Raw genomic sequence first — 15,520 nt, 5'->3', positions numbered from 1 at the left:
TTCGCTATTTTTAAAATCCAAAAGCAATTCGTCATGATGAATAAAATCAATGCCTGCTACCAAGCTGCGACTTCTTATCCTGATTTAGCCCGAAGACTCCGAGAAATCGGAATGGAATCCTACACCGTTGATACCGCTACAGGCACCATTCTTTATCGTTTCGCCCAAGGAGAAAACGTGCTGCATTTGGGTAATGCAAACCGAGAAATTGCCATGTCATTCAGCGAAGATTTGACCATCCAAGCCGTGAGAAATAACCAACAAGGCAAAACAGATTATGCCGGTTTTATGGACGAAATCGCTCAAGCTGGAGTTCGGTTTTATGAAGCAACCCTGATAGGCCCCAGAAAAAGGGTCACTTATATCGGTTCAGGCGGATTTTATGAAGAACTGATTCCGCAAAAACTGATTTGATGATCCTGAGAGTCGCCCGACATACCGACAATCTGGAATTAGTGGTGAAATTCTACACCGAAGTGATTGGTTTGGATATTATTGGAGACTTCAAAAACCACGAGGGTTATGACGGCATTTTTCTCGGGAAGGAAAATTTAGATTGGCATCTAGAGTTTACGACCTCAGATGAAAAAGCGGTACACCAACCCGATGCTGATGATTTATTGGTTTTTTATCCCAAAACCAGCGAAGAATATGATCGCCTGACGGAGCGGATTACCGTCCACAATGTTCCTCGTGCTCAAGCCAAAAACCCTTACTGGAACGAAAACGGAATCCTAATTTTAGACCCTGATGGTTTTGGAATTGTGATTTCTGATTTGCGAATTAAACTACAAAAATAGCCCTGAGCATCCACGCTAAAAACTTTGAATATGACGGTTGATCGAAAAATATTGTCTTTTTTAAAACCTGATTTAGTTGAGAAAATAATTCAGGAATCAAGCGTTAAAGAACTCCCTAAAGGCACTGAAATTCTAAGAGAACAACAGTATGTTAAAGTGCTTCCGATTGTGATTAACGGGTTAGTAAAAGTGTACTCCAGATTCGACGAGAAAGAACTACTGCTGTACTACATAGAACCCGCGCAAAGTTGTGTGATGACTTTCTACGCCGCATTGAAAAACACACCGAGTAAAGTATTTGCCATCACTGAAGAAGACTCGAAACTGCTCTTGATTCCGGTGCAACTATTGCCCAATTGGCTTCGAGAATATCCTGATTTTAATGAGCTTTTTTACAATCAGTTCAATTTGCGATATTCAGAACTCCTAGATACTATAAGCCATTTGTTATTGGATCGTATGGACAAACGGCTTTACGATCATTTAAAAAAGAAACTGGAATTAACCGGCAGCGCCTCCATCATCATGAGTCATAACCAGCTTGCCAACGAATTAGGAACCGCGCGCGAAGTCATTACGCGTGTTTTGAAAAAGCTAGAAAACGAAGGCAAGATCGAACAAAATTCAGGTGAAATAAAAATCATCCGCCCGTGGTGACCACAGTCACTGCATGGCCAAAAAACACGACTTACTTTTGTTAGGCAATAATGCATTAACATTCAATTTTTGAGTCATGAAAAAAAATATGGGTTCAGCAGACCGGATAATCAGAGTAATCATTGCTGCTATCATCGGGTTTCTTTATTTTAGTGGAACAATCACCGGTACTGTAGGAGTAATTCTATTGGCACTTTCAGTAGTGTTTGTATTAACCAGCCTAGTCAGCTTTTGTCCGCTATACGCACCATTAGGAATCAGTACTTGCGCTGTTAAGGATAAAAAATAAAGTGGCAAGTTCAACCATTGCATAAAAAAAGAGGCTTTACTAATATAAGATGCCTCTTTTTTTTTTAATCTATTTGCATTTCAGGGATTTCTCCTTCGATAATCAACTCGGCTTCGGTGCTGGCGATAATATGTTCTACTGAAACGCCCGGCGCTCGCTCAAGTAATTTGAATCCTTTCGGGGTAATTTCCATCACGGCGAGTTCGGTCACTACTTTCTTCACACAACCGACGCCTGTTAACGGCAAAGTACATTTTTTCAGGATTTTAGATTCTCCTGCTTTGTTCACGTGCATCATGGCCACGATAATGTTTTCTGCCGAGGCGACTAAATCCATGGCACCGCCCATGCCTTTGACCATTTTCCCGGGAATTTTCCAGTTGGCAATGTCTCCGTTTTCGGCTACTTCCATGGCACCGAGTATGGTCAAGTCTACGTGTTGTCCGCGGATCATTCCGAAACTGAAACCCGAATCAAAGAAACTCGCTCCGGGCAAAGTAGTGATGGTTTGTTTTCCGGCATTAATTAAATCGGCATCTTCTTCTCCTTCATAGGGAAACGGGCCCATGCCCAAAACCCCATTCTCACTCTGGAATTCTACCGAAATATCGGTGCGGACATAATTGGCCACCAAGGTGGGTATTCCGATGCCTAAATTCACGTAATAACCGTCTTTGACTTCTTTGGCAATTCTTTTTGCAATGTCGTTTTTATCTAAGGCCATGATTAATCTCTTTTTCGGGTGGTACGTTGCTCGATGCGTTTTTCGAATTTTTCGCCTTTGAAAATCCGTTGGATTAGAATGCCCGGGATGTGCACTTGGTTCGGATCGAGGCTGCCGGCGGGCAAAAGTTCTTCGACTTCAGCGATAGTGATTTTAGCTGCGCCACACATGCAAGGGTTAAAGTTTCTCGCGGTGCCTTTGAAAATCAGGTTGCCGGCTTCGTCACCTTTCCAGGCTTTGACGATGGCGAAATCGGCTTTGAAGGCGTGTTCCATCACGTGCATTTTGCCATTGAATTCGCGGGCTTCTTTGCCTTCGGCGACTTCGGTTCCATAACCGGCTGGCGTGAAAAACGCGGGAATTCCGGCTTGTGCAGCACGGCATCGTTCGGCTAAAGTACCTTGCGGAATGAGTTCGACTTCGAGTTCGCCCGAGAGCATTTGACGTTCGAATTCAGCGTTTTCGCCCACGTAAGACGAAATCATTTTTTTGATCTGCTTCTTCTGGAGCAACAAGCCCAAACCGAAATCATCGACTCCGGCGTTATTTGAAATGCAAGTGAGGTTGTGGGTGCCTTTCTGGACCAGTTCGGCAATGGAATTCTCCGGAATCCCGCAAAGCCCGAAACCACCGAGCATGAGCGTCATTCCGTTTTCGATGCCTTGTAAGGCTTCTTGTACTGAGTTTACTTTTTTGTTGATCATATTTTTGCTTTACCGCGAAGTTCGCAAAGGTTTCGCAAAGTTCGCAAAGGTTGCTTTATTTTAGGCTCGCAAAGACGCTAAGGCGCAAAGCTGAGCAGTATGTTTATTATTTATCGGATTGCCCTAGCCCTGATCGGAGCGGCAGCCCACAGCGCAGCGAGGACTACAGCGGAGAGCAGGTTCCCGGCTCCTGAACTTAGAACCTTAGCCTCTTAGTGCCTTTCTTCTACAATTCAAATTCGTCGGTGTTCTGCTCGAAATCGGTCGTGTCTTTGACCGGTGCCCAGCAATCAACCTTAATGGAGAGATTGGCCGGTCGTTCGAAATCTTTCTTAGACACGTTGAGGGTTTCGTCGGTATAACACTGCTTCATGAACATCGCCCAAATCGGTAATGCCGCCGTAGCGCCTTGCCCGTAAGTGATGCCCTTGAAACGTGCCGACCGGTCTTCGCAACCGACCCAAACGCCCGTGGCCAGATTCGGTACCATGCCCACAAACCAGCCGTCGGATTGGTTTTGCGTGGTACCGGTTTTACCCGCAATCGGGTTGGTGAACATATACGGATAACCCGTTACTCGGTTGTAGCCATGGCCACCGCCTTGGGTTCGCAAACGCGCTCCGGAACCGCCTTCGGTCACACCTTCGAGCAGTTTGATGACCGCAAAAGCGATGTCTTTGTTCAGGACGTCATGCGAATCGGGTGTAGGTTCATATATCACTACGCCGTTTTTGTCTTCGATTCGGGTGATGAATTGTGGCTTCATATAAACGCCTTCGTTGGCAAAAGTGCTATAGGCCGCCACCATATCTTGCACAGTCACTTCTACGGCACCAAGCGCGATAGAAGGTTGCGCAGGAATATCTGATTTTACTCCGAGTTTGTGCGTGAGCTCAACCACTGCTTCTGGGCCGACTTTGTCAATGAGTTTGGCCGAGACCGTATTGATGGAATTCGCGAGCGCTTTTTTGAGGGTCACCATGCCGCGGTATTGGTTGTCGGAGTTCTTCGGTTCCCAGTCTTCGGTCACGTTGTGTTTGCCTTTGTGAATCATGAAAGGGCTGTCGATAATGGAATCACAAGGCGACATATTGAGTTGCTCGATGGCTGTGGCATACACAAAAGGTTTAAAAGTAGAACCTACTTGGCGCGCGCCTTGGCCCACGTGATCGTATTGGAAATACTTGTAATTGATGCCGCCAACCCAAACTTTGATGTGCCCGGTTTGCGGTTCCATGGCCATCATGCCGGCCTGTAAGAAACTCTTGTAATAGCGGATGGAATCTGTGGGCGTCATCACGGTGTCTTTCTCGCCTTTCCAAGTGAAGACTTTCATTTTGGTTTTCACCCCAAAGGATTTGATGATTTCTGCCTCAGATTTGCCTTGGTCTGCCATGCCTTTCCAACGGCTCGAATTCTTCATGGCCTTGCGCATGAGTTTTTCGGTTTCGGCTTCGGAAATATTTACAAAAGGCGCATTCTTGTTTTCTTTTTGTTGACTCGAAAGCTCTTCCTGTAAATTGGGCAAATGCTTGGTCACGGCTTCCTCGGCATAAGTCTGCATGCGGGAATCGATGGTAACGTAAATCTTGAGGCCGTCTTTGTAGATGTCGTATTCCGAACCGTCTGATTTCTTGTTTTCTTTGGCCCAAGTTTTCATGAAGTCGCGCAGGTATTCGCGGAAGTAAGTTCCAATACCATCAGTGTGACTCTCGGGTTGGAAATGCAACACAATCGGTTTTTGCTCGAGTTGCTTTTTGGTGGCCTCGTCTAAAAAACCGTTGCGCACCATTTGACCTAAAACAATGTTTCGTCTTTTCTGTACTTTCTCTGCGCGGCGCACCGGATTGTATAACGACGGATTGGTCAGCATACCGACGAGCATCGCGCTTTCATCGATAGTCAGGTCGCGAGGCTCTTTACCAAAATACACTTTGGCAGCCGAACGAATTCCGACCGCAGTATTCACAAAATCCGCCTTGTTGAAATACATCGCGATGATTTCGTTTTTGGTGTATTGCCTCTCGAGTTTAATGGCGATAATCCACTCCTTCGCTTTTTGGATAATCCTCAACGGAAGAAAACGCGAACCTTCACCATGGAAAAGCAACTTGGCCAATTGTTGGGTGAGCGTACTGGCACCACCATCAGAACCGAGTTTGATTGCGGCACCTAAGGTTCTTCTGCCGTCAATACCCGAATGCTCGTAGAACCTTTCATCTTCGGTCGCCACCAAAGCATTCACCAAATGTTTGGGCAAATCAGCGTATTTGATGGGCGTTCGGTTCTCGTTATAGAATTTACCGATAGTTACGCCGTCGGTAGAAATAATTTCAGTGGCCAGATTGGAATCTGGGTTTTCAAGGTCTTCAAACGAAGGCATCGAACCGAAAAGGCCCCAAGAAGCGAAGATGAAAAACAGAAAAATCCCGGCTAAAGTGTAGCCATAAATCTTCCAGAATTTCTTTTTGTAGTACTGGATGTCTTTGTTCGGTGTTGGGTTGGAAACTGCCATAATGCTTGTCTATTTTTCTATTCTGAAACCGACTTCGGTGATTCCGTCTAATTTTTTTACGCCTTCTACTTTCCCGGTTTGGCGCACGGCATGGCGAATATGCACTTTATAAGCGCCGGGTTTGAACTTCATGCGTTCTTTGTAAACGAGCTTGCTTTCTTTAACATCGGTAAAACCTTCGCCGAGCAAAGAGCCGTCTTCATTGGCCATTTGGTATTCGAGCGTGTCGACTAACGTAACTTTGTCGGGCTGTTCCAAGGCCACAATTAAAAACAAGTTGTTGTACGGATAATCATTGTTATCGCGGATGTTCACAAAGAGATTGTAATATTTTTTCGGATCGAGCTTGGGCAAATCGAAACTTACCACGGAATCTTTGTCCCAACTTTTGCCTACAGACACGTATTCATCGAATACCCGCTTTTTGTCGCAGGAAAACAACGAGCATACGACCAGAAAAAACAATACACTATTTCTTAGGTTCATTTCTATTGGATTTGTTCGGTCTTCTGTGGTGGCGGTTTTCTCTATTAGGGTTCTGTGCGTTTGTGTTAGGCTCGCCGGAGGCAACCGGTTTTGGCGCTCCTTGTTTCTCGCCCGATGGGCGCTTTTTCTTGTTCGGCCTTTTTTTGCCTTTGGGCTGATCGAAACGCGTGAGGCTTTCTTGACCCATGGCATTGTTGAAATCTTTTTCTGGAGCCGACGGTACTTCAAGAGCGTAATCTTCGAGTGAAGACACTTTATTTTTGGCTTTGTTCTCGGCGATAATTTCCTTGACTTGCTCGATTTTCAAAACATGCCACTGAATGGAATTTTCACGGTAAGCAAACCACATCAGGCCTTTGAAAATATCTTGTTTCTGGCAAATCGCCTCGCCTTTTTCGGTGTAGAGCTTGGTGTCGAAATCGGGAAACCCTTGCAATGCATCCATGTAAGTGTCGAGTTCGTAGTTCAGACAGCATTTGAGTTTTCCGCACTGCCCGGCCAATTTCTGAGGATTCAAAGACAATTGCTGGTAACGCGCTGCCGAAGTATTTACACTGCGGAAATCAGTGAGCCAAGTCGAACAACACAGTTCTCTTCCGCAAGAGCCGATACCGCCCAAACGCGAGGCTTCCTGACGAAAACCCACTTGTTTCATTTCGATACGAATGCTGAACTCCTTTGCAAAATCTTTGATAAGTAGCCTGAAGTCTACGCGATCATTGGCGGTATAATAAAAAGTTGCCTTGGAGCCATCGCCTTGAAATTCGATGTCGGAAATCTTCATTTCGAGTTGGTGCGCAATGGCCAATTCTCTAGCCCGTACTTTCATCGGCTCCTCTCGGTCGCGGGCTGCAGACCAGATGTCGATGTCTTTCTGTGAAGCTTTTCGATAAATTTTGGCCAAATCCAGAGCTGTTGGGTTGGCGCCTTTTTTCTTCATTTGAACCCGAACCAATTCACCGGTTAAGGTAACAATCCCGATGTCATGACCCGGAGAAGCCTCTGTAGCCACAATATCGCCTATGCTTAAGGTAATTTTTTCAGTATTTCGGTAGAATTCTTTGCGACCGTTTTTGAAGCGAACCTCTACGCAATCGAAAGGTTCCTGTCCGCCGGGAAGGGCCATATTGGAAAGCCAATCAAAAACGGTTAATTTGTTGCAGCTATCGGTGCCGCAAGTCCCATTATTTTTACACCCTTTTGGCGCGCCGCCATCAGCAGTGGAACAACTGTTACAAGCCATAAATCTGTATATATGATGATCGCCTCGAAAGACTACTTTACAAAACGTTTAGTGCGTAAAGATAGTATTTAAGTTTTAAAGTTTCAAAGCAAAGTTCGGGCTTGAAAATTCAGTAGCTGACGTTGAAAAAGTTAGCTCTAGATTCCGTAAAATCGAGCGGTGCTTTTAAGTTTCCTTGACCGAAATGATCTTTACCGGACAGGCCTTCGCGGCTAGTTCACAAAATTCAGCAATACTGTGATCGGCCGATTTGAGCGTAAAGAATCCTTTGGCGTCTTGTGCGTGTAGCAGTACCGTTTTGCCGTCTTTCTTCGACATCTGGAATTGCCCCGGTGCCATCTCTACACAGTAATTACAGCCAATGCATTTGGCGCGTTGCAAAGTCACCACTACCATCAGTTCTCTACAATTTTATAGAGTTTATCCGACATTCTCACGCGAAACGGAAGCTTTAACGTAAACGAATCTCCTTTAGTGGCTTTCTCGGCCGCTACGTCATTGACATACATCGAATCAATGGTAAGCTGCTGTGCGCCGGTGCTTGGACCGGTAATCAGAATGGTATCGCCGGCTTTGATATCGTAAGCTTCTATTTTGAACTGGGCAATATTGGCTTTCGGGAAATAATGAGTGCCTTTGCCTACGTAGACTTTTTTCTGCGTCGCCATCGAGCCAGAAACATCGCTCCATTCGCCTAATTCTTGACCGAGGTAATAGCCCGACCAAAATCCGCGGTTGTAAACGGTGTTGAGCTCGTCCATCCAAACAGCCACTTTTTCGTTGGTGAAAGTGCCTTCGTAGAAACTGTCAATCGCGTCTCGATAGGTTTTGATGACAGTAGCCACATATTCCGGAGCGCGGCCGCGGCCTTCGATTTTCAAGACTTGGATACCGGATTCGATGACTTGGTCCAGAAAATCGATGGTGCACAAATCTTTCGGAGACATCATATATTCATTGTCGAGTTCAATTTCAAAACCTGATTCCTGATCGATGACGGTATATTTCTTTCGGCAATTCTGTTTGCAAGCGCCACGGTTGGCTGAAGAATTATGCGAATGCAGGCTCAGATAACACTTGCCCGAAACCGCCATGCATAACGCGCCATGACCGAAAATCTCGATTTCGACCAAATTCCCGCTCGGACCTTTAATCTGTTCTTTCTGAATTTGTTCAGTGATTTTTTTGACTTGACGCAAACTGAGTTCTCGGCTCAAAACCATCGTGTCGGCAAACAAACTGTAGAATTTTATCGTTTCGATGTTGGTGATATTGAGCTGTGTGGAAATATGCACTTCAATACCCAAAGTTCTCGCCATCGCAATCACAGCTTGATCTGAAGCGATCACTGCGGTAAGGTTCGCGGCTTTGGCTTGGGTCAGTAAAGTTTTGACAACCGACAAATCGTGGTCGTAAATAATCGTGTTGAGTGTTAAGTAAGTCCGGACATTCTTTTGACGGCAACGACGCGCAATTTCCGGCAAATCACCAATGGTGAAATTCACCGAAGCCCGAGCGCGCATGTTAAGTTGTTCTACTCCAAAATAAACCGAATCGGCGCCATTGTCGAGTGCGGCCTGAAGCGACTCAAAGTTCCCTGCCGGAGCCATGAGTTCAATTTTTCCTGAAGTAGTCATTAGTCTAAAATTTTAAAAACTTTATCTGAAAGACGCACGCGGAAAGGTAAAGCAATCGTGACTTTATCGCCAAGAGAAGCAGCCTCGGCTTGGGTTCCGTTAACTTGCATTTCGGAAATGGTAATCGTTTCATTTCCTGTAGTCGGGCCTGAAATTAAAATCGTATCGCCGGAGTTTAGTTCGCCGTTATCCATCACAAACAAACCGACTTGCGCTTTTACATAAAAATGCGATACTTTGCCGAGCAGCATTTTCTTGACTTTGATTTTCTCGCGGATTGGTGTTTCTTTGATTGCAGTAGCCAACGGAATGTCAGACAATTCGCCCGAATGTTTGAACTTGAGCTTGTCGGATTTGCCTTTTCTGAAAATTTTATTGCCGTTCATAATGCCGCGGCGCAATTTAATCTGCTCGTCCATTGGCAAATGGATTGTCTGTTGGCATTCTTCAGAGCAACAATTTTCCATCGCGGCTTTACAGTCATCGCATTGGATGAACAACAAATGACAGCCTTCATTGGCGCAGTTGGTATGATTGTCACACGGTTTTCCGCATTGGTGACATTGGGCTACAATATCGTCGGTGATGCGCTCGCCGAGTCGGTGGTCGAACACGAAATTCTTCCCGATGAACTTGCTTTCGAGGCCTTCTTCTTTGACTTGTTTGGCGTAATTGATGATGCCGCCTTCGAGTTGGTAAACATTCTTGAAACCTTGGTGTTTGAAGTAAGCCGACGCTTTTTCGCAGCGAATTCCGCCTGTGCAATACATCACGAGATTTTTATCTTCTTTGAAATCCTTGAGCTGCTCGTTGATGATCGGCAAGCTCTCGCGGAAAGTTTCCACATCGGGTGTAATCGCGCCTTTAAAGTGCCCGATTTCGCTTTCGTAATGGTTGCGAAAATCTACTACAATCGTATCGGGGTTTTCTAAAATTTCGTTGAATTCCTTGGCTTTGAGGTGCACGCCGATATTGGTGACATCGAAGGTTTCGTCATTGAGTCCGTCGGCAACTATTTTATCGCGCACTTTGACGGTCAGTTTTAAAAACGAGTGGTTGTCTTGCTCGACAGCGACGTTGAGTCGGATGCCTTTCATGAAATCGTAAGCTTCCAGAGTTTCTCGAAACGCTTCCATGTTTTCAGCCGGAACGCTCATCTGCGCATTGATGCCTTCGTGGGCTACGTAAGTGCGGCCGAGCGCGTCGAGCTTGTTCCACTGCAGGAATAATTGGTCACGAAATGCTTTTGGGTCTGGAATTTTGGCATACGCATAGAAAGACAAAGTGAGCCTTTGTTTGCCGGCTTGGTCAATAAGTTCGGCCCTTTCTTCCGCGCTTAAAGTGTTGTACAGTTGCATGCTATAAACGTTTAAGTGAGAAATATATAAAATCCTAAATGGAAGGATTCGGGCGCAAAGATAGGAATTAGTAGTTAGTAGACAGTAGTTGGTAGTTAGGATTTTTGGAGTAGTTTTTCGAAGGCTTTTCTCGGAGCGCCGGATAGTATTACTTCACCACAGTAGGTGTAGCCCAATTTCTCCACGATTCGAAGCATGGGTAAATTGTCAAAATTCGTATCAACTTTAATACTGTAAATGTTTTGACCGATGGCGTATTTTTCGATTTCGAGAAACATTTGCTGCACCAAACCTTGACCTAAATAATCTTCGGAAATCGCGACCCGATGCACCACTACAAAATCTCCGTTGCTGAGCCATTGCCCGTCAATGTTAGCATAAGCCGGCTCGTCATTGATTAAAACCGCGCTGTAACCGATGACTTTTTGGCCATCCGCTAAAACAAAACCAACGCCTTTTGCCATATCGTTTCGGACGGCATCAGGATTCGGATAACCGTTTTGCCATTGTTGGCTGCCATCGGCTTTTCGTCGGGCAATCGCTTGTTGCAGAATGGTCCAGATTTGCGGGATTTCTGAAAGTTCGGCTTTTCGGAATTGATAGTTCATCGCGAAGATAAATGTGGATTTAAAAAACAAAACCCTACAAAATAGTTACTTCTTATAGGGTTTCTGGAATACGTTTTTGGAATTTTAGCAAAACTCCTGATAGGCGTCTTTGAGGTTTTCTGCAATCATTTCTGCTGGGCGACCTTCAATGTGGTGGCGCTCGAGCATGTGCACCAATTCACCATTTTTGAACAAAGCCATGCTCGGCGATGAAGGCGGGAACGGAAACATGTGCTGACGAGCCGCATCAACAGCTTCTTTGTCGACGCCGGCGAAAACCGTGATCAAATGGTCTGGTTTTTTAGCTCCATCCAAACTCATTTTCGCTCCCGGACGCGCATTTCTTGCGGCACAACCACAAACTGAGTTCACTACCACCAAAGTTGTTCCGTCTGCTTTTATCGCATTTTCGACGGCTTCGGCGCTATATAATTCCTGAAAACCGGCGTCAGTGAGTTCGGCGCGCATCGGTTTTACCATTTCTTCTGGATACATATTGTTTGATTTTAGATGAAATATTCGGCTTTGGATTTGAGAAAATCCGCTGCAAATATAAGCAGAAAACCCAATCGGAATGCTAAAGATTTGTTAGAATAACCTTCCTAATAATGCTCGGATGAATAGCTTTTTCGGACAACTCCAAATGATTTTCAAATCTTCGGCAAACGTGGTTTCTTCATCGAGGAATTTGAAGATGAGCGCCGGGCTGACATGACAGAACATACCTGAAAACACCGTGCTTCCCAAATCGTTTCTTCGGCTTAACACATCGATAAACAATAAATCATAAAACCAGAATTTGTTCTTTTGGTGGAATTTTCTAAAGTCATTCTCCGTAGCTAAAAATTGCACCAAGGCTTTAGATTTTTTGACCGTATTTTTAAAGGTATAACCCGTACTGGCTTTGGTCCAACCGCCTGCCGAACCGATATGGATAATATTTTTAGTGTTTTGCTTCCAAAACGGATAAACCGTCATTGGGATATTGCCGTGCTCTTTCTCGGTGATTTCAAAATCGATAGCGCCGATATTTTCAAGATATTTTGCAATAGCGGTTTCGTATTCTTCTCTCGGAAGCAACTCTTTAGAGAACAAAGTATATTCGACCAAAGCTTCAGTTTCGGAAAACGGCAGCACATACATAAAGCGTGTATTGTTGTTCTGCGCAACGGAAAAATCCATGAACGTAGCTTTAATCGGATTGAAAACTTGACTTTTAGTTTTTACGAACCAGCCGACAAAGTGTTGTTGCAAAAGTGGGTATTTCTTCTGGTTGCGAACCATTTCAGGATTGAAAATCGAATTGAAAACCTTATTGCAAGTGAAACTTTGCGTGTCGGTTTTGACGATGCAATGCTGGCCCAACTCATGAAAATCAAGGACTTTTTGTTGCAGAAAATGAACGCTGGTTTTTCCTTCGATTGTTCTTCGGAACCCATCATAAAAATCCTTGCCCTGAATCATCTTGTACTGGTAAGGCTTTAAATCAAGTACTTTCCTGAAGTCGGTATCGGCATAAACTGCCTGATTCCACGATTTGGAAACGATGCCATCAAAATCATCCTGCTCATCCCAAAAACACCAAGTGCGGTCATTGGTTTGTTTGTCATCTGCATCGATTATCAAAATGGATTGGCCTGAAAATTTCTCGTTTTTCACCATTTCATAAACCACCATCATAGCCGATAGTCCGCCTCCGGTAAATATGTAATGATAGTGTTGCATCCCGCGAAGATAATGGTTTTTGTGCAGCTTATCGCCTAATCGAAAAACCTAACGCCACATAATAATCCGGAGCGTTTTGAGTCAAGCCGAAACCCGAAGAAACATCGAGCATGAAATCATTATTGACCAAATAAGTCAAACCGCCATCGAAGCTATGATAAGCGGTATCTTCTTGCGGAGCGAAACCAAAACACTCAATATAAGCACCCCATTTTTCTGTGATGGAATAACCTGTGGTCAAAGTGTAAAGAAAAGTCGGCTCGGCAGAAAATCCGTCCCACTCACTACCAAGGTTGTAGCTCAAACTGAATTTTTCAGACAAAGTGTGCTGCATCACAAAACGGAATTCCGGCGCATAGAAATCGGCTTTGTAGTCTGTAGAAGCCAACTTAGGAATTGACATATGCCCAATAAACGACGTTTTCGGAATAAAGCCATTTTCCTCACAAACTTTAATCTTGCAACCCACCAAAACCGGAAGCAACCCGAAAGTGTTTTCTCTAGCATTTTCCCCGGCGAGTTCGGTAATCAAACGCAATTCGAAATTTTCGTTCACACCGTATTTCCATAAAGCTGCGGGCATGGCATAAGAATTAATTTGTGCATTTTCTTTCTGATAACTGAAACCGCTTTCGAGTTGAAACATGCCTTTAGGAACCAAGGCCGGGGTTTCGGTCTGATCAGGTCGGTCGGCTTGGATGGAAGCCGTTTGTGCTTGGATAAATATTCCGTTCAGTAGTAAACTCAGTAGCAGTATTTTTTTCATGTTGATAAATTTTAGACAAACCTAAAAATATATTTACCTAAATCAAATTTATTTTTATATTTGCTCAAAAAAATGTGATGAATACCTCTTTGGAAGAAGTCAATCAATCCGTCTCGACGCAAAACAAAACCTCAGTTTTCAGAAAAATCTTGGCTTTCTTTGGCCCGGCTTACCTCATCAGTGTCGGTTATATGGATCCGGGCAACTGGGCGACCGATATTGCCGGAGGAAGTCAATTTGGTTACGCGCTCATTTGGGTGTTGCTCATGAGTAACATCATGGCGCTGTTGCTGCAAAGTTTGAGTGCGCGTTTGGGTATTGTTACCCAGCGTGATCTCGCCCAAGCATCTAGGGAAACTTACTCGCGCTACGTGAACTATATTTTGTATTTCTTGGCCGAAATTGCTATTGCTGCCTGTGATTTGGCCGAAGTGCTCGGAATGGCCATCGGAATCAATCTTTTGTTCGGATTACCACTAATTCAAGGTGTGATGATTACGGTTTTAGACACTTTTTTGTTGCTCTTCCTAATCAATAAAGGCATTCGCAAAATGGAAGCCTTCATTATTACTTTGGTTTCCATCATTGGGCTTTCGTTTATCTGCGAGATGATTTTCGCCCAACCTGAACTTCCGAAAATCATTGGCGGATTAGTGCCTTCCTTACCCGACGAAACCGCTTTGTATATCGCCATCGGAATCATCGGTGCCACGGTCATGCCACACAATCTTTATCTGCATTCTTCATTGGTGCAAACGCGAAAATTCGACCGAAGCCCCAGCGGCATCAAACAAGCGTTGAAGTACAATTTTATCGACAGTACCATTGCACTGAACCTCGCCTTCTTCGTCAATGCTGCCATTCTGATCCTGGCCGCTGCTACATTCTATAAAAACGGCATGTTCGAAGTAGCCGAAATTCAAGATGCGCATCGTTTTCTGGAGCCAATCTTAGGTACAAAATGGGCTCCGATTTTATTTGCAGTCGCATTGATTGCCGCCGGACAAAGCTCGACCATTACCGGAACTTTAGCCGGGCAAATCGTCATGGAAGGTTACCTCAACCTGCGCATCCAACCTTGGGTTCGCCGCATCATCACGCGCCTCATTGCGATTGTTCCGGCCGTGATTGTCATTCTGGTTTATGGCGAAAGCGTGACCGGAAAGATGCTGATTTTCAGTCAAGTCATTCTGAGTTTACAGCTTGGTTTTGCGATTATTCCGCTGATCCATTTCGTGAGCGACGAATCGAAAATGAAAGGTTTTCACATTAGTACCGCGACTAGAATCGCCGCCTGGATTATTGCCTCGATTATCGTTTCGCTCAATGCTAAATTAGTGTTTGACGAAATCAAAGGCTGGCTCGAAACTTCCGAAAATCCGATTGTGCTTTGGCTTACAGTAGTTCCTTTGGCCTTTGGTTTTCTGGTGCTGTTGCTTTACATTGTCTTTCAACCGTTTTTGGTCAAGGCCCGACAGCGCATCGAGAACCATTCGCCGCACCATTTTGCACTGAGGCTGTCTTCGTTCGAGAATCTCACCACCAAAAAAATAGCAGTCACGGTTGACTTCTCGGCCGCAGATGAAAAAGCACTGCAACACGCCATTTCGCTTGGAGGCAAAGACGCGCATTACACCTTAATCCATATTGTAGAAACCGTAGGTGCGATGATGTATGGCAGCACTATAAAAGACCACGAAACCACTATCGACGAGCAACTCCTGCACGAATATTTCCAGATGCTCTCCGAGAAAGGCTATCAGGTCACGACCAAACTGGGCTTTGGCAAACCGGGCAAGGCCATTTCCGATTTCATCAACAGCCGCGATTTCGATATGCTTATCATGGGCACGCACGGCCACCATACGTTCAAGGATTTGTTGTTTGGTACCACCGTCGATAAAGTGCGTCATGAAATTAAGATTCCGCTGTTTTTGATTAAGTATTAGAAGCCGGGAACCTGCTGTCCGCTTTATCTTTACAATCCTTGCAGGCTTGAAAAGGATGC

The 15,520-nt window shown here is 44.8% G+C and carries 17 protein-coding genes; 5 read left to right on the top strand and 12 right to left on the bottom strand.

Annotated features, from left to right (window positions below):
* Window positions 1-33 precede the first annotated feature (33 nt).
* From G4D82_RS11530 to G4D82_RS11515, 4 genes are all read left to right on the top strand, one after another.
* Window positions 34-414 (top strand): DUF1398 family protein, encoded by a 381-nt coding sequence (locus tag G4D82_RS11530; protein WP_166337433.1) that lies wholly within the window; start codon window positions 34-36, stop codon window positions 412-414.
* Entirely contained in the window at window positions 414-800 is a 387-nt protein-coding gene (locus tag G4D82_RS11525) for a VOC family protein (RefSeq protein WP_166337432.1), read from the top strand. The genes G4D82_RS11530 and G4D82_RS11525 overlap by 1 nt, the downstream gene beginning before the upstream one ends.
* 30 nt (window positions 801-830) lie before the next feature.
* A complete protein-coding gene (locus G4D82_RS11520; RefSeq protein ID WP_166337431.1) occupies window positions 831-1,457 on the top strand; it encodes a Crp/Fnr family transcriptional regulator in 627 nt (208 codons plus the stop codon).
* A gap of 76 nt (window positions 1,458-1,533) precedes the next feature.
* Window positions 1,534-1,746 (top strand): YgaP family membrane protein, encoded by a 213-nt coding sequence (locus tag G4D82_RS11515; protein ID WP_166337430.1) that lies wholly within the window; start codon window positions 1,534-1,536, stop codon window positions 1,744-1,746.
* 64 nt (window positions 1,747-1,810) lie between these two features.
* On the opposite strand, the gene G4D82_RS11510 is transcribed toward G4D82_RS11515, so the two are convergent.
* From G4D82_RS11510 to G4D82_RS11455, 12 genes are all read right to left on the bottom strand, one after another.
* Window positions 1,811-2,470 (bottom strand): CoA transferase subunit B, encoded by a 660-nt coding sequence (locus G4D82_RS11510; protein ID WP_166337429.1) that lies wholly within the window; start codon window positions 2,468-2,470, stop codon window positions 1,811-1,813.
* Window positions 2,471-2,472: 2 nt separating this feature from the next.
* Window positions 2,473-3,174, bottom strand: coding sequence for a CoA transferase subunit A (locus tag G4D82_RS11505; protein WP_166337428.1), 702 nt, complete (start codon window positions 3,172-3,174; stop codon window positions 2,473-2,475).
* A 226-nt stretch (window positions 3,175-3,400) separates the two neighbouring features.
* Window positions 3,401-5,689, bottom strand: coding sequence for a penicillin-binding protein 1A (locus G4D82_RS11500; RefSeq protein WP_166337427.1), 2,289 nt, complete (start codon window positions 5,687-5,689; stop codon window positions 3,401-3,403).
* Window positions 5,690-5,698: 9 nt separating this feature from the next.
* Complete coding sequence (locus G4D82_RS11495; RefSeq protein WP_166337426.1) at window positions 5,699-6,175, bottom strand: gliding motility lipoprotein GldH; 477 nt, start codon at window positions 6,173-6,175, stop codon at window positions 5,699-5,701.
* The gene (locus G4D82_RS11490; RefSeq protein ID WP_166337425.1) at window positions 6,159-7,418 is read right to left on the bottom strand and encodes a PSP1 domain-containing protein; all 1,260 of its coding nucleotides are present in this window, start codon (window positions 7,416-7,418) and stop codon (window positions 6,159-6,161) included. Before G4D82_RS11490 ends, G4D82_RS11495 begins: the two co-directional genes overlap by 17 nt.
* A gap of 165 nt (window positions 7,419-7,583) precedes the next feature.
* Complete coding sequence (locus tag G4D82_RS11485; RefSeq protein ID WP_166337424.1) at window positions 7,584-7,814, bottom strand: ferredoxin; 231 nt, start codon at window positions 7,812-7,814, stop codon at window positions 7,584-7,586.
* The gene (locus tag G4D82_RS11480) at window positions 7,814-9,055 is read right to left on the bottom strand and encodes a peptidase U32 family protein (protein ID WP_166337423.1); all 1,242 of its coding nucleotides are present in this window, start codon (window positions 9,053-9,055) and stop codon (window positions 7,814-7,816) included. The genes G4D82_RS11485 and G4D82_RS11480 overlap by 1 nt, the downstream gene beginning before the upstream one ends.
* The gene (trhO, locus tag G4D82_RS11475) at window positions 9,055-10,413 is read right to left on the bottom strand and encodes an oxygen-dependent tRNA uridine(34) hydroxylase TrhO (protein WP_166337422.1); all 1,359 of its coding nucleotides are present in this window, start codon (window positions 10,411-10,413) and stop codon (window positions 9,055-9,057) included. Before trhO ends, G4D82_RS11480 begins: the two co-directional genes overlap by 1 nt.
* 95 nt (window positions 10,414-10,508) lie before the next feature.
* Window positions 10,509-11,021, bottom strand: a complete 513-nt coding sequence (locus tag G4D82_RS11470) for a GNAT family N-acetyltransferase (RefSeq protein WP_166337421.1) — start codon at window positions 11,019-11,021, stop codon at window positions 10,509-10,511.
* A gap of 84 nt (window positions 11,022-11,105) precedes the next feature.
* Window positions 11,106-11,516, bottom strand: coding sequence for a BrxA/BrxB family bacilliredoxin (locus G4D82_RS11465; protein ID WP_166337420.1), 411 nt, complete (start codon window positions 11,514-11,516; stop codon window positions 11,106-11,108).
* 93 nt (window positions 11,517-11,609) lie between these two features.
* Window positions 11,610-12,746, bottom strand: a complete 1,137-nt coding sequence (locus tag G4D82_RS11460) for a lycopene cyclase family protein (protein ID WP_166337419.1) — start codon at window positions 12,744-12,746, stop codon at window positions 11,610-11,612.
* Window positions 12,747-12,774: 28 nt separating this feature from the next.
* Entirely contained in the window at window positions 12,775-13,512 is a 738-nt protein-coding gene (locus G4D82_RS11455) for a transporter (RefSeq protein WP_166337418.1), read from the bottom strand.
* A gap of 77 nt (window positions 13,513-13,589) precedes the next feature.
* Here G4D82_RS11455 and G4D82_RS11450 point away from each other — a divergent pair, with 77 nt between their 5' ends.
* Window positions 13,590-15,461 carry an Nramp family divalent metal transporter gene (locus G4D82_RS11450; protein ID WP_166337417.1) on the top strand — a complete coding sequence of 624 codons (1,872 nt, stop codon included), beginning with the start codon at window positions 13,590-13,592 and terminating at the stop codon, window positions 15,459-15,461.
* Window positions 15,462-15,520: the final 59 nt, after the last annotated feature.

It is taken from the genome of Flavobacterium lotistagni (genome assembly GCF_011392125.1).
Taxonomy (GTDB): domain Bacteria; phylum Bacteroidota; class Bacteroidia; order Flavobacteriales; family Flavobacteriaceae; genus Flavobacterium; species Flavobacterium lotistagni.
This window is presented reverse-complemented; position numbering and strand designations above follow the sequence as displayed.

Coding starts and splice junctions, on each gene's coding strand:
- G4D82_RS11515 (WP_166337430.1), top strand. CDS start 1,534: ATGAAAAAAAATATGGGTTCAGCAGACCGGATAATCAGAGTAATCATT.
- G4D82_RS11495 (WP_166337426.1), bottom strand. CDS start 6,175: ATGAACCTAAGAAATAGTGTATTGTTTTTTCTGGTCGTATGCTCGTTG.
- G4D82_RS11510 (WP_166337429.1), bottom strand. CDS start 2,470: ATGGCCTTAGATAAAAACGACATTGCAAAAAGAATTGCCAAAGAAGTC.
- G4D82_RS11530 (WP_166337433.1), top strand. CDS start 34: ATGATGAATAAAATCAATGCCTGCTACCAAGCTGCGACTTCTTATCCT.
- G4D82_RS11450 (WP_166337417.1), top strand. CDS start 13,590: ATGAATACCTCTTTGGAAGAAGTCAATCAATCCGTCTCGACGCAAAAC.
- G4D82_RS11455 (WP_166337418.1), bottom strand. CDS start 13,512: ATGAAAAAAATACTGCTACTGAGTTTACTACTGAACGGAATATTTATC.
- G4D82_RS11525 (WP_166337432.1), top strand. CDS start 414: ATGATCCTGAGAGTCGCCCGACATACCGACAATCTGGAATTAGTGGTG.
- G4D82_RS11470 (WP_166337421.1), bottom strand. CDS start 11,021: ATGAACTATCAATTCCGAAAAGCCGAACTTTCAGAAATCCCGCAAATC.
- G4D82_RS11465 (WP_166337420.1), bottom strand. CDS start 11,516: ATGTATCCAGAAGAAATGGTAAAACCGATGCGCGCCGAACTCACTGAC.
- G4D82_RS11500 (WP_166337427.1), bottom strand. CDS start 5,689: ATGGCAGTTTCCAACCCAACACCGAACAAAGACATCCAGTACTACAAA.
- G4D82_RS11520 (WP_166337431.1), top strand. CDS start 831: ATGACGGTTGATCGAAAAATATTGTCTTTTTTAAAACCTGATTTAGTT.
- G4D82_RS11485 (WP_166337424.1), bottom strand. CDS start 7,814: ATGGTAGTGGTGACTTTGCAACGCGCCAAATGCATTGGCTGTAATTAC.
- G4D82_RS11480 (WP_166337423.1), bottom strand. CDS start 9,055: ATGACTACTTCAGGAAAAATTGAACTCATGGCTCCGGCAGGGAACTTT.
- trhO (WP_166337422.1), bottom strand. CDS start 10,413: ATGCAACTGTACAACACTTTAAGCGCGGAAGAAAGGGCCGAACTTATT.
- G4D82_RS11460 (WP_166337419.1), bottom strand. CDS start 12,746: ATGCAACACTATCATTACATATTTACCGGAGGCGGACTATCGGCTATG.
- G4D82_RS11490 (WP_166337425.1), bottom strand. CDS start 7,418: ATGGCTTGTAACAGTTGTTCCACTGCTGATGGCGGCGCGCCAAAAGGG.
- G4D82_RS11505 (WP_166337428.1), bottom strand. CDS start 3,174: ATGATCAACAAAAAAGTAAACTCAGTACAAGAAGCCTTACAAGGCATC.